This is a genomic window from Nostoc sp. T09, assembly GCF_002154695.1.
Taxonomy (GTDB): Bacteria; Cyanobacteriota; Cyanobacteriia; order Cyanobacteriales; family Nostocaceae; genus Aulosira.
In genome coordinates, this window is sequence record NZ_MTAV01000135.1 from 17,979 (window position 1) to 40,867 (window position 22,889).

General features: G+C 42.5%; 17 protein-coding genes. 4 read left to right on the forward strand and 13 right to left on the reverse strand.

Annotated elements, in window-relative coordinates; all coding sequences use genetic code 11:
• Positions 1-241 precede the first annotated feature (241 nt).
• Positions 242-2,452 (reverse strand): tetratricopeptide repeat protein, encoded by a 2,211-nt coding sequence (locus BV372_RS25325; protein ID WP_086689259.1) that lies wholly within the window; start codon positions 2,450-2,452, stop codon positions 242-244.
• 323 nt (positions 2,453-2,775) lie between these two features.
• Here BV372_RS25325 and BV372_RS25330 point away from each other — a divergent pair, with 323 nt between their 5' ends.
• A complete protein-coding gene (locus BV372_RS25330) occupies positions 2,776-3,396 on the forward strand; it encodes a COP23 domain-containing protein (RefSeq protein WP_179198230.1) in 621 nt (206 codons plus the stop codon).
• A gap of 97 nt (positions 3,397-3,493) precedes the next feature.
• Here BV372_RS25330 and BV372_RS25335 read toward each other — a convergent pair whose 3' ends face one another.
• The 4 genes from BV372_RS25335 to BV372_RS25350 form a co-directional block, all read right to left on the reverse strand.
• Positions 3,494-5,008, reverse strand: coding sequence for a tetratricopeptide repeat-containing serine protease family protein (locus tag BV372_RS25335; RefSeq protein WP_256973446.1), 1,515 nt, complete (start codon positions 5,006-5,008; stop codon positions 3,494-3,496).
• A gap of 716 nt (positions 5,009-5,724) precedes the next feature.
• Complete coding sequence (gene psb34 / locus BV372_RS25340; protein ID WP_086689261.1) at positions 5,725-5,904, reverse strand: photosystem II assembly protein Psb34; 180 nt, start codon at positions 5,902-5,904, stop codon at positions 5,725-5,727.
• 178 nt (positions 5,905-6,082) lie between these two features.
• Positions 6,083-8,056 (reverse strand): glycine oxidase ThiO, encoded by a 1,974-nt coding sequence (gene thiO / locus BV372_RS38230; protein ID WP_086689262.1) that lies wholly within the window; start codon positions 8,054-8,056, stop codon positions 6,083-6,085.
• Positions 8,057-8,174: 118 nt separating this feature from the next.
• Positions 8,175-8,540 (reverse strand): hypothetical protein, encoded by a 366-nt coding sequence (locus tag BV372_RS25350; protein ID WP_086689263.1) that lies wholly within the window; start codon positions 8,538-8,540, stop codon positions 8,175-8,177.
• A gap of 486 nt (positions 8,541-9,026) precedes the next feature.
• Between BV372_RS25350 and cimA the strand changes: the two genes are divergently transcribed.
• Entirely contained in the window at positions 9,027-10,721 is a 1,695-nt protein-coding gene (gene cimA, locus BV372_RS25355) for a citramalate synthase (RefSeq protein ID WP_086689264.1), read from the forward strand.
• A gap of 179 nt (positions 10,722-10,900) precedes the next feature.
• Here cimA and BV372_RS25360 read toward each other — a convergent pair whose 3' ends face one another.
• Positions 10,901-11,134 carry a hypothetical protein gene (locus BV372_RS25360; protein WP_086689265.1) on the reverse strand — a complete coding sequence of 78 codons (234 nt, stop codon included), beginning with the start codon at positions 11,132-11,134 and terminating at the stop codon, positions 10,901-10,903.
• Between the two features lie 160 nt (positions 11,135-11,294).
• Between BV372_RS25360 and BV372_RS25365 the strand changes: the two genes are divergently transcribed.
• Positions 11,295-13,436 carry an NAD(P)/FAD-dependent oxidoreductase gene (locus BV372_RS25365; protein ID WP_086689266.1) on the forward strand — a complete coding sequence of 714 codons (2,142 nt, stop codon included), beginning with the start codon at positions 11,295-11,297 and terminating at the stop codon, positions 13,434-13,436.
• 102 nt (positions 13,437-13,538) lie between these two features.
• Here BV372_RS25365 and BV372_RS25370 read toward each other — a convergent pair whose 3' ends face one another.
• The 4 genes from BV372_RS25370 to BV372_RS25385 form a co-directional block, all read right to left on the reverse strand.
• Complete coding sequence (locus BV372_RS25370; protein WP_086689267.1) at positions 13,539-15,137, reverse strand: hypothetical protein; 1,599 nt, start codon at positions 15,135-15,137, stop codon at positions 13,539-13,541.
• 525 nt (positions 15,138-15,662) lie between these two features.
• Positions 15,663-17,159: an Ig-like domain-containing protein gene (locus tag BV372_RS25375; RefSeq protein WP_086689268.1), complete on the reverse strand. Its 1,497-nt coding sequence runs from the start codon at positions 17,157-17,159 to the stop codon at positions 15,663-15,665.
• A gap of 70 nt (positions 17,160-17,229) precedes the next feature.
• Positions 17,230-18,024, reverse strand: coding sequence for a TIGR03943 family protein (locus tag BV372_RS25380; protein WP_086689269.1), 795 nt, complete (start codon positions 18,022-18,024; stop codon positions 17,230-17,232).
• Positions 18,025-18,158: 134 nt separating this feature from the next.
• Positions 18,159-19,214, reverse strand: a complete 1,056-nt coding sequence (locus BV372_RS25385; protein ID WP_086689270.1) for a permease — start codon at positions 19,212-19,214, stop codon at positions 18,159-18,161.
• 572 nt (positions 19,215-19,786) lie between these two features.
• Here BV372_RS25385 and BV372_RS25390 point away from each other — a divergent pair.
• Positions 19,787-21,145 carry a sensor histidine kinase gene (locus tag BV372_RS25390; RefSeq protein WP_086689271.1) on the forward strand — a complete coding sequence of 453 codons (1,359 nt, stop codon included), beginning with the start codon at positions 19,787-19,789 and terminating at the stop codon, positions 21,143-21,145.
• Positions 21,146-21,498: 353 nt separating this feature from the next.
• On the opposite strand, the gene BV372_RS25395 is transcribed toward BV372_RS25390, so the two are convergent.
• From BV372_RS25395 to BV372_RS25405, 3 genes are all read right to left on the reverse strand, one after another.
• On the reverse strand, positions 21,499-21,678 hold the full coding sequence (locus BV372_RS25395) for a chlorophyll a/b-binding protein (protein WP_086689272.1): 180 nt from the start codon (positions 21,676-21,678) through the stop codon (positions 21,499-21,501).
• 106 nt (positions 21,679-21,784) lie between these two features.
• Positions 21,785-22,270 (reverse strand): allophycocyanin, encoded by a 486-nt coding sequence (locus tag BV372_RS25400; RefSeq protein ID WP_086689273.1) that lies wholly within the window; start codon positions 22,268-22,270, stop codon positions 21,785-21,787.
• A gap of 294 nt (positions 22,271-22,564) precedes the next feature.
• Entirely contained in the window at positions 22,565-22,843 is a 279-nt protein-coding gene (locus BV372_RS25405; protein ID WP_218776768.1) for a pentapeptide repeat-containing protein, read from the reverse strand.
• Positions 22,844-22,889 lie beyond the last annotated feature (46 nt).

Consider the following 22,889-nt stretch of genomic DNA (forward strand, 5'->3'; position numbering starts at 1 on the left):
GGGATGGTGGCAAGATGCGGGTGCGTCGTGGGTGGGATACTTGTGTCATATCAATATATAGTGCCTGTGAATATTTTTATTATTGCTGGATGGGATGTTAGAGTCTATCCGAGTGATATTCCCAATAAAACGAACGCTGGTCGTGGTTAATCCCTATCGTTTGGCTAAAAGCCATCAGTTCACACGTTCCCTACCTCTACTTTGTAAGTTCAGGAATCAAATCAGATTGCTATAGATACGTCTACAACTTAGGTAAAATTTCTGCTAACATCTGTCCCGGAACTTTTGATAAAGCCAGATTTTGTCCTTGTATTCCTAATTCATTGTGGAAAGCGCGAATTGTTTTCACCACATAAGAAAAGGTTGTTTGATAGGCTTCTGGTTGTTTACTCAATCCATTTAAGGCTTGCAAATGGTTATCTAATGCTGCTTCTAAATGTTGAGAACGTGTTGTTTTATCACCATTAAAATATTTATCTGTAGCAACTTGATAATGGGCAAGTCCTAAGTTATTGTGAGTAGCTAACAAATCAAAACTTAAAGTACTAGCATGAAGTGAGTGAGCCAGGGCTAAGGCTTCTTCGTAAGCAGCGATGCACAATTGCAGATATTTATGCTTATCTTCTTTATTTGTCTGTGATAGATTTGCTAAATGCCAGTAAGCAGTACCAAGGTTATTTTGTGTGGCAGCACAGCCGCTAGGCACAGCCGCGGCTGTGCGATACTTGAGAGCGTCACAATAAACATCAATAGCCATCTGAAGATTGTGCCCTGGTTGCTCGTATTGTGCAAGATTCCAGTAGGCAGTGCCGATGTTGTTTTGAATCATGCCATACTTGAGCGGTTCATTTTCAGGGCTGTAGTGAGCAAGTGCTAGGTTATAAGCTGCGATCGCTTGTTTTAAATTCACTACAGGTTGATTGTATTGCCCTAGGTGCCAGTATGCAGTCCCCAAATTATTCTGACAAGCTGCATACTTTAATGGCTCCATTGCCACTGTACGGTAGCGCAGAGCTTCGTTATAAGCTAAAACTGCTTGCTGCCAACTCTCTGGGGGATTAGAAAAACGAGCTAAATCTCCGTAAGCTGTCCCTAAATTATTTTGCACACGAGCGTAAGTTTCTGGGTGCGTCTGTGGTGATATCAGCTTTAAAGCCAACTTATAAAATTCAATTCCTTGCTCTATATAAGTTTGCCCTTCTTCAGAATTGGGTGGTGTGCGGTATAGCATCCAGTAAAGTGTACCCAAGTCATTCAAGATATCTGGCAGTTGTGGTGAGGTATCATCAAAGGATACTGCCTCTTGGTAGGAAATAATTGCTACCATCAGGTTCTCTAAATTTACCTGCCCTTGTTCAATCCGAAGACGATAAAAGTTTCCTAAACGATGATAAGCGGCTGCTAGTATCTCCCCCGAAGCATTCTGTGAGTGTAATTGTTCAATCTCTACAAGCATGTGCTGCGCTTGCGAAATTTCATCTTCATCTTGAATAATCTTAGTATTAATTGTTGCTAATACTAAATCAGTTAACTCTTTGCTAATATTACTCAAAGATGGCAGTGATGGTAGATTATTTTCGCTGGATCTAACTGGAGCTTGTTCCTGCTTAGTCTCAACTTTCAATAGCTCTATTGGTATAGAGACTTCCTGTGGTTGTCGTCTATGATTTACTCGTGTTTCTGGTTGAAAATCGAAATCATCCTCAAATTTCAGATCGCTTTCCTCTGCTGCTTTTAGTTCTGCCTGAGCGACTGCTTGTTCCAAAATAGATGGTTCAAAATTTTCAAAATCCAGACTTCTAGAGCTAGCAAACCTTTCTGGATAGCCTGCATTGTGGGTCGTTGGTGTCGGTTCTCCCGCGAAGAAAAACACACCTGTACGCCAATCCCAAAACTGTGGTGCTGACTGCTGAATAGCTGATAACCAAGGACGGGGTACCCACAACAGCAAGCTAGATTCTAGGAAGCGGCTGGATTCTTGGGTAGACAAATACTCCTCGCTTAGGCGGAGATAATGTAAAAATAAACGTTGTACCGCTACTGGTTGTCTGGTTAGTAGCTCTACACCAACAATTTGAAATGCAGGTATTGGTAAGGGTCGTCCTGGGGTGTCTTTTGATCCTCCAACAATTGGCGGTGGATAATTAGTTAGCCATTGATTTATCTGCGCTATGGGATTAGGGTCGCTTAAATTTAAACGCAAGGTAGCTAAGCGTGGATAAGCTGGTGTGCTACTTTCCAAGCTATCTTCTGGCTGATATAGCACTTGCCCAACAGGATAAGCCAAGGTAGAATGCAAACGGGCTGCTACTTGGTTTCGCAAGTGTAAATCATCACAAACTGCCAAAAACAGTTGTCTTCGTAAATTCAGACTCAAGGCAAGTTTTAGGCGGTGATATACTTGCCGATTCCAAGCAAAATTATCTGTGTGTGCAGTATCATTCACGCTCATAGTGGCTACAAAGCCAAAACACAGTTTACATTTTCTTCAAGGGTATATCTCAGCAGTCAACCCCTTTGGGGGATTCAAAGCTCAAAATTATCATCCTTATTAAATATATATAATGATACTGCTGGTTAATAGGTTAGGCTTTTTGCCTAACCTATCTCAAGTTTATCTTTTTTTATCTGCATTGAATTTTGCACGCTCCTGACTGAGGTGTAAATCGCAATTTTTGATAAAATCATAAAAAATTTATTTAATTCCGTAATCTCCCAGATAGCTGCTGTAGTTTATCAATATTAGAGATTTTTGCTTATGGGAGAGTATATCCCGTGCCTAAGGGACAGCATACATTTAACATCATCAATTTGGCTCTAGCTGCGATCGGTACAGCAGCAGGTGTTTTTGGTGCAATTTTTGCATACGCTCAAATCACTGCTTGGACTCCTGAGTTACCAGGCTTTAGCTCAAAAGACCGTTTTTCTTGCGCGTTGCAACCCGACACACAAAACGGGGGTGAAGTCTGGACAGTAATGTACCGCAATGACCAGACGAAAAAGCCTTGGTTGAAGATGGTTAATAATTTTGGCGATGAGTGGAATACTCAGAAACGTTGCGATGCTATTGCTCAACGCTTGGAAGGTTTTCGCCAAGATGGTTTAATTGGCTTTAGTCATCGCACTGACCCCAAAACCCTAAACCAATCTGTGATTTGTGCAGTAACAAGGCTTGATCGCAGTACTTGTAATCTTTTGGTAACGCTTAAACCAGGCGTTGATGGTTACGAGTCGCTGCGACGCATGATAGAAGCTAAAAAGAATGGTACGACTGTTGACCAAGGCTCAAATGACTCAAATACTGTCAGTATGTCAGCTACAAGACCAAAATTTATTAGCTTTGAAGACCAGTTAGCTACTGAGGATACAAAAGCTGGAGTATCTGCTAATAAATAATTTCTTGCTTCCATAAATCACTTATAAGAAATCAGATCCCCGACTTTTTGAAAAAGTCGGGGATCTAAACCCTTTTTTGATATTTTGAAATTTGTACCTATGGTGTTCGCCATAACTTAACTAGCAATTCCTTTCGATTGTTGATTGCTTTTTGGTAATTAGGGTCGAATTTAATAGCTTTGTTATAAGATTCAAGTGCTTCATCATTACGTTTTAACAGTTCTAGTGCATAGCCTCGATTATTCCAAGCACTAGCATTATCAGGTTTGAGAGCGATCGCTTTGTCGTAAGATGCTACTGCATCAGAGTAGCGCTGCAATTTTCGTAGGGCAAGACCTCGACCAAGCCAAGCATCAGCATTATCAGGTTTGAGAGCGATCGCTTTGTCGTAAGATGCTACTGCATCCGAATAACGTTGCAATTCATCTAGGGCAAAACCTCGACCATACCAAGCATTAGCATGATCAGGTTTAAGAGCGATCGCTTTGTCATAGGATGCTACAGCATCCGAATAGCGTTGCAATTTTCGTAGGGCAATACCTCGATTATTCCAAGCACCAGCATGATCTGGATTGAGAGTGATCGCTTTGTCGTAGGATGCTACAGCATCAGAGTAGCGTTGCAAGTCATCTAGGGCAATACCTCGGTTATACCAAGCATCAGCATGATCTGGATTGAGAGCGATCGCTTTGTCGTATGCCACTAAAGCATCAGAGTAGCGTTGCAATTCATTTAAGGCAAAACCTCGACCATACCAAGCATCAGCATCATCAGGTTTGAGAGCGATCGCTTTGTCATAAGATGCAATGGCTTCTTTATAGCGCTTAGAAGCCCCTAAATCATTACCTTCATTAACAAAGTCTTGTGCTATCTGACTATCTGTGCGAGCTTCAGCAATATTTGCTACATAAGTATTAATTGGGATACCCCATTTGAATGTACCAACTGCATCGCCAGTTTTGGAACTCGCACCCTTTGTAGACTGCTGTTGTGGTGGGGGATCTTCACCTTTAATCTCAGATGCTCTCGCTAGTTCTATATCAGTACGTCCATGTACAGCTACCACTTCCCCTATTGTATTGATCACAGGCCCGCCACTCATCCCCCCAGCAGTTATTGCTGTGTAGGAAATACCGTAACCCTCGGTTTGGCTGTCAATCAATGAAACTTCCCCAGAGACAAACTGTTTGCCTAAACTAGTACCGGGAAACCCAATTATATAAATTTTGTCTCCTAAATTTACTTTGTCAGAATTTCCTAACTTTAGCGGTTGATAGGGGCAACTTCCAGCATTAGGCTTAAAGGTGATAACAGCTAAATCTTGTTTGTTAAAGCGTTTAACTTCAAAAGATTTCCAGATTTTTTGGTCTTTAGTTTGTAACTGTAATTTTGCACTTGGTAGTACAACATGACGGGCCGTGATTACAGTACAAACTTCTTTTTCACCTAGGATGAAAAACCCTGTTCCATGTCCTGCTTGGTCTGTGTAGTTAATAAATACTACGCTTTCCCCTGCTAGTTTACCAATCTCTCCTGCTGATTTTGGGCTGTTACAACTAGTGAGAAATAAAGTTGCACAGCCATAGGCAACCAACCAACGCCAAGATATCATGTTGCACCACAAATAATGGGAAACATTTGTACTGACTACAATAGCGGTTCTTACTTAAGTGACGTACATTGCTACTAAGAAGGGTTTTGTACTTCCCACAACTGAGAACCGCTATAATTACCCATTCTAGAGTGCTGTATTTAACTTTATAAAACTACCGAACATTTTTTAGTAATTTTTATTTACAAAAAGAGGTAACTGCGTATTCAAAAATATTTATGTCCTTGCGATTGCTTTCTCATTTCGGTAATTCACGCACTCATGACAACTATCTGTGTGTAGCAGCCATTGGAGTGGAGATTTGCCAGAATTCTTTCAGGCTGAATCAATACGGAAGTTTTTTAACGTAGGGTGGGTTAGCGACAGCGTAACCACCATTGTTCCTGGGTTGGTGGTGCGTTAGGCTTAACGCCATAACACACCCTACTGGACTGACACAGCTAATTTAGTGCATTAGGGAAGATAAAATGAACCACCGATGAACACCGATAAAATGGATTTTTTAATGCACCATTTTAGGCGTGTCAGTCTACTACTGGCGTGGCAAGCCTAAATTTGTGCATTAGATTTATTTATTGGAAGGCGCTAAAGCGCAACTACAAACATTTTTTATTGCAACATTTTAGCCTTGCCACGCCACTACGAAAAAATCAGGCTTCTAGAAAATGGAAACCTGAAATCTCAGAAAAATTAAATTTGTATTAAAAACTTTCCGTTCAACTGATGTGGGAGACAGAGAAGGCGACTAGAATCAATCCACCAACCAAAACTGTAGCGGCGATTCCCACAAAAAGATAGGTTCGCTTTTGCCCTGCATTGGGAGGTTCTGCTGCATAAATCTTAGGTTCGCGAGCAAAATTATTGAGAAGACCGCCTTCTTCAGTTGTATAGGGCATGAAGTAATTCCTTGTTCTTATCGTTTTTTTAATTGTTACATAAACTTTATATTACACTTTCACGAAACTTAAAAATTTGTTACATTCTTAAAAAGTCACAGAGAACAGCTAATAGGCAAGAGTCAAAAGTCAAGAATCAATAGTAAGATTTCCATGACTAATGACAAATGATAGATAACTATTTAGTAATAGTGCCTGTGAGTGGTGAACTAGCACTGGCATAATCTTTGATAGGCATTCTGCCAGCCAGGTATGCCAGACGACCGGCGACTGTGGCTAGATTCATAGCCCGTGCCATTGCGGCGGGATTTTTTGCCAGAGCGATCGCACTATTAATTAATAAAGCATCTGCTCCTAATTCCATCGCTTGCGCTGCTTCTGATGGCGAACCAATACCAGCATCTACTACCACTGGTATCCCAGCATTTTCAATAATGATTTGGATGTTGGCGGTTGTCTTCAATCCTTGCCCGGAACCAATGGGCGATGCTAAAGGCATGACTGTGGCACAACCAACTTCTTCTAAGCGCTTAGCTAACATCGGGTCAGCGTTGATATACGGTAATACAGCAAAACCTTCTTTTACCAATTGTTCTGCTGCTTCTAGTGTCCCAATGGGGTCTGGTAGCAAATATTTAGGATCGGGAATGACTTCTAGCTTGACAAAATTATTATCTTCCTGTCCCAACAGTTTTGCCATTTCTCGCCCTAAACGCGCCACTCGAATTGCATCTTCTGCGGTTTGACAACCTGCTGTATTGGGTAACATCCAAATTTTCTGCCAATTCAGTGCTTCGGCTAAACCTTCGTGTCCGGGAGCTTTGGTTTGTACTCGCCGCACTGCTACGGTAACGATTTGGCACTCACTTGCGGTAATACTCTGCTGCATTTCTTCAATGCTGCGATATTTACCAGTACCAGTCATTAAGCGAGATTGAAAGGTTTTGCCAGCAATAGTCAGTGCTGAGTCTTGAGTGTGGAGTAGAGAATTGTCTAAAGCAACAATAGGATGATGCCCATTGGAGAAATTGGCAGAGTGAGTGAGCATGGAGGTAGATTTTTTGGGGAGGAAGCGCGAATAGTGAAAATGAGAAAGTAAGGGGTCTGACTTTTGTTCGGAAATCAAATCGGCAATTAAAGCGGCGGTTACGGGTGCTAGCAAAATGCCATTGCGATAATGACCAACAGCCAAAGTTAAATTTTTACACGGGCTGGTACCCAGAATTGGTAACTCGTCAGGGGTAGCTGGACGAAATCCCCACCAAAATTCCTCTATAGAATAATCCTGCAATTGCGGATAGAGGCGGATAGCTTTTTGCAGTAGGCTTTGAATACCTACGGGGGTGTTGTGAGGAGTAAAACCAACATCTTCGCTAGTCGCGCCAATAATAATCGAGCGATTCCTTCTAGGGACAATGTAAATCTCTTGCCCATACAAAACTCTTGTTAGAGGCAATTCTGGCTCAAATTCTGGCACCCGCACCCGCAGCATTTGCCCTTTTCGCGGACGCACGGGTAAGGGTAATAATTCGTTTGACCAAGCACCTGTGGCTAATACATAATGATCAGCGTGAATTACTCCCATACTGGTTTGCACGCCTAGCACTTTGCCTTGCTGCTGTAAAAATGCTTCGACGCTGATGCCATCTTTGAGTTCAACACCAAGAGCCTCAGCCGCCGTCCACAGAACGCGTGCTAAGGCACGATTGTCTACTTGTCCATCTTCGGGATACCACCAGCCACCAACTACTTCTGCTGCCAATCCAGGCTGATATTGCCCAATTGCTGTTTGATCTAACCAGTAAGCAGGTGATTCACGGGCTGATGGTAGCAAAGCCGCATTTTTCTGGTCTTGCTGTTCGTAAACAGGAGCTAAGATGCCACAGGGCCAGTAACTACTAGATAAACCAGCGAGTTCTTCAAGCTTGCGCGTCCAGTCTGGATATAGAGCACGCGATCGCCAGCATAAAGCATACATGGCTTCATCTGTGATCTTTTCCGCATCTGGTGCTAGCATCCCAGCCGCCGCATGGCTTGCAGCAGCGTTAAAATCACGGCAAAGCACGGTGACATTTGCCCCGCGCAGTTTCAGTTCTACGGCGATCGCCAAGCCAATAACGCCGCCGCCAATAATTAAAATGTCACTAGTCATTAGTCATTAGTCATACATTATTAGCCATTTATCATTAGTACATAACTAACAACTCATAACTAATAACTCATCACTCATAACTTATAACTTATAACTCGCAACCAATGACTAGCAACCTCTACCACAAGGCACGAATCGGTTGTGAGTTTTGATTGTCATCACTAGATTGGGTATCTGTAGATTGAGTGTCCGTGGATTGAGTATCTGTAGTGTTTGTGTCTGAAGAGTTTTCTGTATCTGAAGTTGAGTCGTTAGTCGAGGTATTATTTTGAGCAACGCTGCGTCTGCTTTCAGTTGTAGAATCGTTATTCCTACCCGCAGCTGTACTATTAACATTAATATTAGCTGGGAGAACTTTTGAGGTTCTACCACCGGGAGGAACGCTGGCACTTTGTACGCCCATAGGAAAGTTGATGCCTAGCAATGTACCCAGCAATATCGCCAAGCCTCCAGCCATTAGAATTAGCGGTGTCCATCTACCCATTTTTTTGCTCCTTATTAACCTTACTGTTGTCCACTTTATTTGAGAAATTGCCAAAATTTGACAGATTTTGGTTCTCTGATATTGATTGCCATATAAACCTCAGTCAGTACGTCAGGCTAAACGCAGGTCTGTTGTAGGAGAATGGGAGGAAGCGAACGCTGCGTTTAATTACGCTGATTCGCTGCTGATACTTCGCCTTCTACCTTAACTGTACAGCTACCACATCGCCAACCCAGCGATAATTTATTACCTTAACACCGCTATTTTAGAGTTCAATACTATTGTGCAGCAAAGTTCTTCTTTAGTTGGCTCCGCAATGGACACTATTTGCCTTAGTCTTTGGGTAACATAACCTGCTTTGTTGATCGCATATACTCATTAGATTTGCTCTTTAGCTAGTAGCTTAGGCATTGTTGAATTAGCAAACTGGCTTTTTGTTGTATGTTGGCACATAGCCTTGAAAGTTGTCTCGCAAGTTCCAGTCTTATGACCACAAATCCCTCACCTCAACTTTGGCTCTATGACACTACGCTACGGGATGGTACTCAGCGCGAAGGACTATCAGTGTCTATAGAAGATAAGTTACGCATTGCCAAAAGACTCGATCAACTAGGAATTCCCTTCATTGAAGGTGGTTGGCCTGGCGCCAATCCGAAGGATGTACAATTTTTCTGGCAATTACAGGAAGATCCGCTCAAACAAGCAGAAGTTGTAGCTTTTTGCTCAACACGCCGCCCTAACACCACTGCTGCATCTGAACCGATGCTCCAAGCCATTTTGGCGGCGGGGACACGCTGGGTAACAGTTTTTGGCAAGTCTTGGGATTTACACGTCACAACAGGTCTCAAAACGACTCTAGACGAGAATTTAGCCATGATCCGCGATACGATTGAGTCTCTTTGTGCCCAAGGGCGGCGCGTGATCTACGATGCAGAACATTGGTTTGATGGCTACAAGCAAAATCAGGATTATGCTTTACAGACATTAGAGGCTGCGATCGCAGCTGGTGCTGAATGGCTAGTGCTCTGTGATACTAATGGCGGTACTTTACCCCATGAAGTTAGCCAAATTGTGCAAGCAGTCAACAATCATTTGTCATTGGTCATTTGTCAAGAACTAATGACTAATGACAAAGGACAAAGGACAATACCCCAAATTGGCATTCACACTCATAATGACTCCGATATGGCAGTTGCCAATGCCTTAGCTGCTGTCATGTCCGGGGCGAAGATGGTACAAGGTACAATCAACGGTTACGGTGAACGTTGTGGTAATGCTAACCTCTGTTCGTTAATTCCCAATTTACAATTGAAGTTGGGTTATAGCTGTATAGGTGAAGACGAGCTCGCGCAACTTACAGAAGCCAGCCACTTTGTCAGCGAAGTAGTAAACCTGGCTCCTGATGAACACGCACCCTTTGTCGGGAGGTCAGCATTTGCTCACAAAGGCGGTATTCATGTATCCGCAGTGGAACGCAATCCCCTGACTTACGAACATATTGAGCCAGAACAAGTAGGAAATCGTCGCCGCATTGTAATTTCTGAACAGTCTGGACTCAGCAATGTTTTAGCGAAAGCCCGGACTTTTGGTATCGAATTAGATCAGCATCAACCAGAAGCACGGCAAATTCTGCAACGGATGAAAGACTTGGAGAGTGAAGGATATCAATTTGAAGCCGCCGAAGCCAGTTTTGCACTTTTGATGTACGAAGCTTTGGGAGAACGCCAGCAGTTTTTTGAAATTAAAGGTTTCCAAGTCCACTGCGATTTGATTGAAGGCAAACAAACAAGCAGCGCTCTAGCGACAATTAAAGTAGCTGTCAACGGTCAGAATATTTTGGAGGCTGCGGAAGGTAATGGCCCTGTGGCGGCTTTGGATGCTGCTTTACGCAAGGCTTTGTTAAACTTTTACCCCCAAATAGCAGCTTTTGAGTTAACAGATTATAAAGTGCGTATTCTTAATGGACACACAGGTACAGCAGCCAAAACACGGGCACTGGTAGAATCAGGTAATGGCCATCAACGCTGGACCACCGTAGGAGTTTCGACAAATATTTTGGAGGCTTCCTATCAAGCTGTAGTAGAAGGATTGGAGTATGGTTTGTTGCTGCACTCGCAAACGGAACCCGTATTTATCTCTACCCAGAAGTCGAAAGCTGAAAACACAAGAATTTCTGAGTAAAAGTGTTAGCTGGTCGCCTGCATATCAATCATCCGCAGCCTAATTGCCATTCCCAGATAGAGCATCTTTGATCATTCCCACACCTTAAAAATCTGCTTGGTAATCTGGGGAATACCAAGAAAATTCTACCGCTAGCCACAGTCTGACATCCCAATCACTAATCTGTGCTAGCACTGCTTTTACGCGAAACTATCCCAGGCTTGAGCAACCAATTTGCTGAGCCAGCGCCGTTGCTGTTTATCGAGCATGGGATCGTCGGCTAGCACTTGCGCGGTTAGCTCTTCCAAAGATTGACCCTGCGATCGCACAATTTTAATAACTCCGGCGATCGCAGATGCAACTAGTTCTTCATCAACAGGTCTTTGTTGCAGGGCAACAATGTCTTGGGGGCTGTCTGGGATGGGATAATTCATGGCGTGGGTTTACAGAAATTCAGAATGAACAATATGTTTGACAAATTATTAAAATTTCTTTACCAAATCTTTATGCAACTGATAGGGCGGAGTTTAGCGTATTTCATACCTTCTTGAAATCTGTCTTAGTGAGTAGATTTAGCGGAGACGTCAGAAACCAATGAAAGAAATACTTTATTTAGAAATTCCGACTCCAAATACGGCTGCTGTATGCGGTTGGCTGCAAGAAGAATTTCAACCGGGAACTGGTGAAAAAATAATCACTCCAGACGGATTTCGCCTCAGAGTAACTGCTGAAACTACAACTGCTGGGATGGCTATTTCCGAAAATTTACCGAGGGAACTTTCAATATTTGTCTGGTCGGTGCAGCGAACTACTTATTTAAAAGTGTTCCGTTGGGCAGATAAACCCTTTCCCCAAGAAGGGCAAATCATACACCGCCTGATTGCTGACATCAGAAGCCGCTTTCCTCTTAACTACCCTGAACCCCCAGCAATTGATTTATCCCAACAATCGATTTTTGAAGCCCTAGCACCCTATTACCCCCTTACAGTCAAATATTTTCAGAAAATGCCCAATGGGGAATACGACTTAAAACGAGCCTATTGGTGGGAGCAACGATGGCGTGAAGGTGTACGCAATCCGCAGCAGCCCCGTCAGGTGGTGTTCTCAAATAGCAGGGGCGCAGGGGCACAGGGAAGCAGGGGAGATAAGAAAGTAGTGTCTTCCTCATCTCTCTCATCCCCTACCTACGACATCATCTACATTGGCGGCGCGTTAGGTGCCATTCATGCAGCTGTTATGGCGAAATTGGGATATAAAGTCCTACTAGTGGAACGAATGCCCTTTGGGCGGATGAACCGGGAATGGAATATTTCTCGTGATGAACTCCAAAGCTTAGTTAATTTAGGTTTGGTGACTAATAGCGAACTAGAAACTGTGATTGCGCGCGAGTATAAAGACGGGTTTAATAAATTTTTTGATGGTAATAATCCAGCTAAATTGCGATCGCCTGTTTTGCATACTCCTACAGTTTTAAATATCGCTCTCGACTCTGATAAATGGCTGCAAATGTGCGGTCAAAAGATGCGCGCCGCAGGTGGTGAAATTTGGGATGAAACAGAGTTTTTGCGTGCAGATATTGACCAATCTCAAGTTTTAATTACTGTCAAGCATTTACCTAGTCAACAAGAAAAGCAAGTAAGCGGACGACTGCTAGTAGATGCGATGGGTACAGCCTCCCCAATTGCTTGGCAATTAAATGGTGGTCGGGCTTTTGATAGCGTATGTCCTACAGTGGGGGCAGTAATTGACAAGGGATTTGAAGCCCAAGTCTGGGATTCGCAGTATGGAGACGTTCTCTACAGCCACGGGGATATTTCTCGTGGGAGACAATTAATTTGGGAATTGTTTCCCGGAATCGAAGAAGAATTAACAATTTATTTGTTTCATTACCACGAAGTCCATCCGCAAAATCCTGGTTCCTTGTTAGAGATGTACGAGGACTTTTTCACGATTTTGCCAGAGTATCGGCGGTGCGATGTAGATAAACTGGTATGGAAAAAACCGACCTTCGGCTATATACCAGGGCATTTTAGTGTAGGAAGTAGCGATCGCACAGTTGCTTTTGACCGCTTAATTGCGATTGGTGACGCCGCATCACTCCAGTCTCCCCTTGTCTTTACTGGCTTTGGTTCCCTAGTACGCAACTTAGAACGCCTAACAAAACTTTTGGATACCGCCCTTAAGCATAACCTGTTGAGTTTCCGCCACTTAAACCGAATTCGTGCCTACCAAAGTAACGTTTCTGTGACTTGGCTATTTTCTAAAGGCATGATGGTGCCAACAGGTAAATTTTTGCCACCCCAAAGAATCAACTCTATGCTCAATACCTTCTTTGGGCTATTGGCAGATGAACCCCCAGAGGTAGCAGATAATTTCATTAAGGATCGGTGCGATTGGTTAACCTTTAACCGCCTAGCAATCAAAGCAGCAGGTAAAAACCCTGCCCTGCTATTGTGGATTTGGGAACTTGCCGGACCGAGGGATTTAGTAAGATGGCTTGGCAATTATTTTAACTTTAGTCGTCATGCCCTCGTCAGTGCTGTGCTAAGTGGTTGGTTTCCCCGGTTTCTCAATCAAATAAGTCCTTGGCTGGAACCCCGCAATCCGTCACTGTGGTTGCAACTATTAGCTATTAACTACGCTATCACCGCAGGTAAACCGCGATCGCCAAATCAGCTAGTAAAAGTCAACAAAGAAGACACAATTCAAAAATCAGAAGCGAGAATTCTCAATTAGTCATTGGTCATTGGTCATTGGTCATTGGACTCTTGACCCTTGACCCTTGAACGCCAGTTGCTACCCTACGGGAAACCCGCGCAGTGCACTGGCTCCCCTTGACTACTGATTTTTCTGACGAAAATTTGGTAACTCCACAGATGCCAAAGACTTGCGCCCCTTGGGTGGACGTTTGGGATAAATTACTGGTGAGGGTGATTTATTGTCGGTATTAGAGTCATCAGATGAATCTTGACCTACATCTGCCAAAGGCAAATCAACCTGACTCAATTGAGAAATTTCTGACCAATAGTCTTCATTTTCTACTGTTACAGTTGTTTGAGCGATCGGTGAAGTTGGGGACGCTGATGATTTGTTAGCTGATGAAGCGTTATTTACTACCCAACTGATAGAGGAATTGATTTCGTTTGCATACTGCGTTTCCGTTACAGCGTTTGGTTCTTCATCATCTACAACAGTTGTTGCCGAAGTTTCCCAAATAGATACATCATCATCAGCTTGATTGCTATCTACATCTGGCTCAATAGCGGATAGTGAAGATATAGATGCTGGCTGAGAGGCGAAAAACATTTGGATGAGGTTATCGATTTGCTCATCAATGTTTGATGACCCTAAAGCTGAAACTACTTCAGCCTGAGTAGGAGAATCGTCAATGATCTGGGATGACTCTAAAAGTGGAACGGCTTCTGGTAAAGTATCTGGTTGTGCTGGGGTTGACTTGTCTTCCCGGCCTGGCCAATCCCAAGGCGAGGATGGAGTAGTAGGAGGTTCAGTTTTATGATGTGAGGGTTGTGCTGAAGATTCCTTCCGGGAAGTATCTAAATTATCAGTTAAAGATTCTGGTTCTGCTGACCAAGGTTTAATTGGCTGTGCATTAGGAAACAAAGACCGAGCTTTTTTTGAGAATCTTGATTGCTTAGTATTTTTATCGCGGGGATGACTTGCAGTATCTTCTAAGGAATCGTCACCAGGGACAGGTGTCTCCAAACACTTTTCCAGAGCCGCTTTAAATTGTAGTGTCTGGCGTTGTTGCCGCATTAGCCTAGTACGCAACTCTCGACAGGAAGTTTCTGACTGCAATAGCTGTTGAGACTGTTCACCATAGTTAGTTTGCAGTAGCGAACATTCCCTCTCTAATTGGGCAAGGCGTTGTTGGCTAATTTGTAACTGTGCTTTATAAGTTTCAATGAAAATTTCTTGACGCTGAACGTTTTGTACAGCAGTTTCTAATTGTTGGAATAAAGATTTTATTTGTTCTTGAGCTGCGGCCAGTTCCTGAGTTTGTTGGTTGAGCATTGACTCGGTGACGCTAGCGCGTTTTTTCTGCCACTGCACAGCCTTTTCTGAGCCAGCTAAGTCATCTTTGAGTTTTTCTACCTGTTCATACAAGCCATTGTTAGCTGAACGCAATTCTTCATTCAATGTCAGCAGTTTCTGAAATTCAGAATCTATCAAGGCTTGCTTTTTAATATCAGGTTCAGCAACCCAGTCCTGCTTAGTTGCATCTATTGGGATATCTGGAACTTGAGTTTCACGCTGTTCGTCTTTTGCTGGCTGAAGAAGTGGCAATTTTTGAATTGCCATATTGTCATGAGGCACAACAGCATAAAACGGACAATTCGCCTGCTCTTGTTGTGGCGAATTAGCAGAATTTAAGGATTCACTAAAAGCCCCATTGTTTGAGGGTTCAGCTTCATTCATCACTCTTGACCCACCTGCTTAAAATTGTTCAGCAGTGCTGGCATTAGCATTGCTTATCGATTGTGTCCGAATCGGCATTGACGCGAGTAGCTGGGGGAAACCTGAGAAGTCCCTGGCTGTAGCCGTGGGGAGAGTTACTCTAGAAGCCAAGTGTAGCTGCTCCTCCAGCATGAGTAATTAATCATTGATTTCAGTGTTCCCCATTTTGCATCTAGAACTGATGACGTTATAACATTACAAGGTTCTTCCCCGCCAACATGAGGATGACGGGAAAACCAGTTCAGATGCTGATTACAGGTGCGATCCTGCTTGATTTTAATCAATAGTTATTAAGTAATAACTGACTTGCACGAAGTCATGCACTAGGGAAGTTTTAGCACTGTATCTAATTTAGCAAACAGCCTGCCCTCAGCTGCAAATAATCTGAGAAATCGGGAAAGCGGTGCAGGAAGGTGAGAATTTGAGTTGTTAGGGCAGCCAATGAGGAGCGAATCCGTCAAGGGGAAGCTTCTCTGGCTTAATTTGTTAGGGCAGCCAATGAGGAGCGAATCCGTCAAGGGGAAGCTTCTCTGGCTTAATTTCAACAGTAGTAGTATCAGCGATGGGCATTAGAGGCATTAACCATAGGCTACTAGTAGCGATCGCTTCTCCATCATCAGTTTTTAAAGGACTGTTAGATACTGGTGCAGTAGGTGGCTGGGCTACTACTTGGTCAAATAATAAGCCTAAACCATCTGGCGACAGACTCATTTGCACATTTCGCTGCGCGATGGGCAGTACCAACAGTGGTTTCTGTTGTGCCGTTTTCAGATCGATTGCTACTAAATAAGGCTGTTCTATGTATTGTTCTTTAGATACTAACTGTGTTAGCAAGCAATAAAGGGTGGGAGAGGACGGATCAAATTGGCAATTGAGAATTTCGCCTGTTGTTTTTAACAAGGGTTTTTGAATCCCTTGGTTAGTCACTAAAAATAAATCTCGCGTGTAATCTGTATTAAACTTGACCATTGCTGCTTGCGAGCCATCTTTAGAGAAAGCTTGAACTAACCCAAACTGCGGTAAAAAGTCTAAGGGTTTACTAGCATCCCCCACAAGAGGTAGAATTGCGGCTCCCTGTCCTTGGGCAACTGCCACAGCTTTACTATCAGGTGTAATCATAAAATCTCCCCCAGGTTGACTTTTTAGGGGTTTAGCAGTGGGTTTTTCTCCAGATGTATCGCTAACTGTTGACATCACCCACAGCCCAAACTCGCCGGGATTAGATTTGTTTCCTCGCTGGATGACAATTGTTTGCCCATCTGGCGATAAGTCAAATTTGAGGTTTTGGTAGTCTTTACTGTCTAAAATTAGGTCAACTCTACCTGGGGCTTGTGCTTGTTCACTAGCTTGGCTAGCAATACCTGTTGTGACTGTGTATAGCTGACCCGAAAGTAAGTCTTGGTTTTTACTAGTGCGAGCCGAAAATAAAATTTTCTCCCCATCTGGAAATGGCTCAAAGTCCATAACAATCAAATCTTTGGGGGTAAGTACCTTTTTTTGCTCTTGGGTCAAGTTGTAGAGAATTAACTGCCCCTGTTCTTCTGGATTAACTCCTATATAAAGAATGGCGCGATCGCGCGTGCGAAAGTTACCTGTAAAAGCCTGAACTCCCCTGTTTTTGCCTTCTTTCCGGGCAAATTGGTCTTTCGCTCCCTGCAACTGGACTTTATAATTCGTGCCGTAGGGTGCGGGTGTCAAAAGTGTATAAACCATCCGCCGCCCTGCCCAACTTACTTTCCCGGCTAGAGGCGGCTCAATTTTCAAGTTATCCTCTACACTTTTCGTGTCCATTGGGCGGCTAAAGGTCAGAGTGAAGGATACATCTTCTGAGCCAATTTGCTGGTTCTGCCAGGTGAAGTTGCGTACCCTTGGCTTTACTGCATCACCTTGCCAGATCACCAACCCAATCAGCAAACTCAGCAACAGCATCAATGCGATCGCCACGCGATCGAGTGGTTGGATAAATGCTTTAGATTTAGTCATTACAGGTGTCCGTTGTTAGTTGTCAGTTGTCATTGGTCAGTGGTAAATACTAATGACTAATGACCAATGACTAATAAACATAAGGATTTTTGGGTTGGGGAATATTCTTTAGGGAATTAGCAGCGATAGTGAGTTGGCGTTTACCTGAGAGAGTTTCTGTGATCATTTGTCCTTCTACTTCCAGCCAAGTATCCGCTGGGTATTGATTGCTGGTGTTTGGAAGTTTTACGGGTAATCCTGCGGGATAGGCGTCTGCGGCGCAGCAAGTGATGACAAATCTGGCCAAGAACAAATATTCTTTTCCTAGTTCTGGTGGGTGAATCACAAATCCCTGCACCTTGACTTTTTGTCCAGTATATGCATCCGGCTCTGGATAGACATTGAGTGTGCGTACCCAATCTACGAGCGATCGCTCCTCTGGGCGAATGGTAGCCCGAAATGCTTGAGGTTGGGCGCGTGTTGCAGCGACTAACTCTGTCACACCACGGTCGAGGGCGGTTTGGCTGGCAAAGACACGGGGGGTAATTGTTAATCCTAAAATTGCTGCGGTTAACATCAAAGCACTACCCCAACCAGGAGGAAATAAAGTTAAATGCTGGGGGTTGGGTGCCTCATCTCGAGGTCGTCGCTGCCAAAGTTGCCCAGCCTTGAAAAAACCCACAATTAACAAACCAATAGCACCCAAAATTGCTAACCAAAAATAATCGGGGTGAATCAATAAGTTCAATTTGCCACTCACCCAATATTTTAAGATTAAAACTCCCCAAGCTATGATTGCCCAAACATCCAGCCAAGGCATTAACAGATTTCGGAGTTTGGATTTGGGATTTGGGTTGGAATTTAGGGGTAAAGAGTCATTTGTCATTTGTCATTTGTCCTTTGTCATTGGACTCTGGCCTATTGCTTATTGCTTCTTGTAGGGGCGAGTTTAATCGATAGATCTCATTGCCAACTGAATATTTCATAAAACCCGTCCCTACTGACTTTTGACTAATTAATTTACAGAACGTGCAAATTCAAGAATAAGGTAAACAGAAATGTTAGTAACCCTGCTAAAGCAAATAGATAAAATAAAGCCTTTGCTTTGAAAATTGATAACATCAAACCAATACCTTTGATATCAATCATCGGACCAAAGACTAGAAAAGCTAACAGGGAACCACTAGTAAAAGTCGAGGCGAAAGAAAGGGCAAAGAATGAATCGACTGTAGAACAAATTGACACTGCTGCTGCTAATATCAGCATGGCCACAATTGAACTAATTGGGCCAGCACCCAGACTGAGAATTACTTCCCTTGGTGCTAGCACTTGAATTGTAGCTGCGATCGCACTTCCGAGAACCATTACTCCGCCTAATTCCCGTAGTTCTTGAACGATATTATCTACTACCAAACGCAGTTTATCTGAGAGGGGTTTATTACCAGGAGATGATGGGGTGGTTCCTGGGATTAAATTACTATCTATTCGCGTAGTTAAGCTAGCTTTTCCTCCCAGTAAATAAGTTCCAGACTTCAACAAAGTAGAACCTGTTGTATCCTGTTGTGTTTGATAACGTCGTCCACGGCGTGTCGGTTCAGTCTGTGCTGGGGGATTAAACTTGAGGTAACGAGCGATCGCTGGTTGGACAATGGGACTCAAGTCTTTTTGAAAACTAAAAACAAAACCAACAATTGTCGCGATCAGTAAAGAAAATACGACGCGTAATACCACTATTTCTGGCTGATCTCGAAACGCCGTCCAAGTTGCCCAAATCACAATCGGGTTAATTGTTGGCGCTGCTAGCAAAAAACCAATTGCCACTGGTGTGGGTACTCCCTGCATCAGCAAGCGCCGCGCCACCGGCACATTACCGCACTCACACACCGGAAACAAGAAGCCGATTGTGCTACCAAATAAAGCTCCTAATAGTGGATTTTTGGGCATTTTTTCTACCAGTTTGCGCTCATCTACAAAAAATAGCAGCACACTGGAGAATAAAACTCCCAGAAGCAAAAAAGGCATCGCCTCGACTAGCAGACTCAGAAATAGGGTGAAACCATTGTTCAGTTGATTCATGGGTGTCGCAGTCAAAAGCGGTTTGGAGTTTTTAGATTATGCCTAGTCATTCTATCGAAATGGGGATCAAAAGCAGATGGAGGCAATTTAAGCTCATTTAAGCCAAAAGTTGATCTGGGGTTTATACTAGCGCTTCCGCACTAAAAAGCCATAGTTGCTTAAAGTTAATTATGTTTACTTGGGTGGATATACTGACAATTACCATTCTTAAGAATATCTGTCTTGTTAAATGGTTCCAATTATATAGGGTAATCACCTAATGTACTATATTTAATTCCCTATGTTTATACTTACTGCAATTTTGTTAGTTAGTGTGTTGACTTCCACGCATTTTTATAAAGGTTTCACAGTTTTTAAACATTTGGGGAGCAATGTTATTAGCCAGCGATCCTGAATTTTCTTAATTTTTAGCAACATTTCATCCTAGAGCCAGTTGCTAGACAAATATTTAACATAATACGTTCCGTAGTGCTGAGTTACTGTAGCTCAAGTTAGGTATTGAACAAAGGCGAGCAGAGGCTAAAATGTTAGCTTATTGATTGCCAGATTTTATACAAAGTTAAGAGTCTCCAGTGCCACAAGATTTCAGTTCCCAAATATCACCACCACTTTTATCTCAGGGTAGCGATCGCGATCTCGGTTTAGAGTCAACTCTCCAGGAACTGTCAATGTACAACTTCCAAGTGGAACTTAGCTGTACCGCTATAGAAGTTGCACGAATTTTTGAAAAGTACCCTTTGCTACCAGGCGCAATCTTACGAGAACAGGGAAAGTTCATCGGGATGATTTCGCGGCGACGACTGCTAGAATTTTGGATTCGTCCCTACGGAAAAGAGTTGTTTTTCCGAGAACCATTGAGTATGCTCTACAGCTATGCACGCACATCAATTTTGCAGCTTCCAGATACGACACCAGTTTTGACAGCGATGCAACTTACCTTAAGGCGATCGCCTGAACTTGTAGCAGAACCGGTGGTGGTACAAACTGCATCTGATACTTATAAATTGTTAGATATATACGAACTGAATCTTGCTTCTTGGCAAATTCGCGGCATAGAAACTCAAGTGCGCTATGAACGCAGCCAAACCCAAATGATTCAAAATGATAAAATGGCGAGTTTGGGACGTTTAGTAGATGGAGTGGCACACGAAATTTTAGACCCCGTGAATTTTATTTGGGGTAACTTAACTTATATCTCTAACTATAGCCAGGACTTGCTCAAACTTATAGCAGCTTATGACCAAGAGTCATCTGGTACTTTCAATTACATCAATAATCTTAAAGAAGAGATTGAATTTGAATTTTTAGAAGAAGATTTGTCAAAAGCCCTACTTAGTATACGTACTGGGGCTGAAAGATTAAAAAAACTCGTCACTAGTTTACAAAACTTCTGTCATATCGATGACGTTTATCCCAAGCCAGGAGATTTACACGCTTGTCTAGATAGTATTGTCTTATTAATTAATAGTCGGATTCAAGGAGAAATTGAGATAGTTAGAAACTATGGACACTTGCCACCAGTTTATTGCTTTATGGGGCAATTGAGCCAAGTATTAATGAATATTTTTAGTGAATCTATAGATAGCTTGCTGAATGAGATCGTGCGGCATCAGTTTCATCCAGAAAATACAAACAGTATTGACAAACCACGAATTGAGATTACTACAAAAATTATTTCCCAGGAAGCAACTAAATCAGGAGCGCCAGATTCTCGCTGGATTTCTATTTGCATTGCTGACAATGGTCCTGGTATGTCTCAGCAGTTACAACAGCAAATTATTGAATCTTTCTCGATGGAGAAAAGGGCTGATAAAACAACTAGTTTAGCTGTGAGTTATCGAATTGTTACTGCCAAACATGGAGGTAAATTAAAATTGCGATCGCAACTTGGCCAGGGTACTGAATTTGAAATCTTATTACCCTTGCTGTAATTAAACTGGGAAACAATACTCTTTGATAAAGATAGGATTAGCGATCGCACCTTAGATTAGCGATAAGTTCACTATCTCATAGTTTGTTGATCAACTATGGGCGATCGCTAGAGTTTGCTCTGGTTACATCTTGGCAATTTTTGGTGCTAGATGCGAAAGCTCATGACATTTATCAGCTTAACCATCATATCTATTTGGATCTTTTTTCTCCTTTTTTTTATCAGGATCTTTTTTGGGTTTCTTAGCTTCTCTGTTACCCTTTTGTTCTTTCGACATTATTTTTCTCCAAATAAATTAATGAGTAAAATGGCTAGATTGCCAATCAGGTATTTTCCAGTCCAGATATCTTCAAATTACAGAATGTCCCAAAAGTGCAGAAAGCCGTGACCAGAAAATACTTCAATTAAGATGATGGCTAAAAACCCAATCATTGCTAGGCGACCGTTCAAAATTTCCACCTGAGGAGTAAAACCTCCAAACCAAGCATTGCGTTGCTCTGAATTCAACTGTTTTACTTTTGTTGTGTTTGGCATCAATATGACTCCAAATTTTTCAATTTCTTGTAGGCTTTAGTCTCGAATAAATCAAAGATTTTGCGAGGCTATTAACAGAAAGCTATAGCCGCAAAAGATTATTACCTTACTGCATAGCAGCGATTATGAAGTCGAAGTAAGAATTAACTTCACTAACATCTTCAGCAGACATCATGGAAGTGGCAAAGTTCTTCATCGCACGGATACTTTCAGCAACGGCTTCAATCGGAGTACCAAGAGATTTGTACATTTCGCGGACACCAATAACACCAATCTCTTGAATCGGCGTGGCATCACCAACTACGATACTATAAGTTACCAAGCGCAGGTAGTAATCCATGTCCCGCAGACAAGTCGCAGTCATTTCCTGTCCGTAGGCGTTACCACCAGGCGAGACAATATCTGGACGCTTTTGAAATAGTTGGTTCCCAGATTGCTTAATAATGCGCTCGCGGTTCTCTGTTAAAACTTTGGCAAGGCGCAGACGACGGCCACCATTTGTGCTAAAGTCTTTAATCTGTTCTGTCTCCCCAGGTGTGAGATAGCGAGCTTCAGAGTCTGCATTTAAAATTGACTTCATGATTAAACTCATTAACAGCCTCCTCCAAAAAAATAAAATTATATTTGCTTGCTCAGAATTCCATAAAGCTGCTTCACTAGTAAGCTGAGAAAAAAGCTGCTAGTGAAAGTTTCAGTTACTTTTGATTAAGGCTTAGAAGCCTAGACGCTAAAATAGTGCTTATAGTCATCAGCAAAATAATCTGCATCTCAACCAACAAGCAAATTTTTTCATCTAATAACTAAAGTAATTGGCAAAATTCAAAAAACTAATTTGCTGAAATTAAATTGTCTTTGTGCATTCCAGCATTGGATATTTTTGTATCACTTAGATTAAGCCTGTGATATTTTTTCTTCTCAGGTTCAACCAATTTAGATTGGCACTACCTAAATTTGAATTGTTCAAATTTGATCCAGTAAAGTTTACTTCCCTGAAATTGGCTTTAATTAGGCTTATTTTTCTCAAATCCGCTTGCCTAAAATTTCTTTTACTGGCTGCATATAAATTCAAAATTTCCTTGGCATCCAAATTGGCTGCCTCGCAACGTGTAGCGTTATCGCTTTTGTCTACCTTTGATTGTATGTCATAATCTGCAATTTTGCTCAAATTGCAGATTCATATAAACTGACTGCTCAAATATTCGTCTATATTA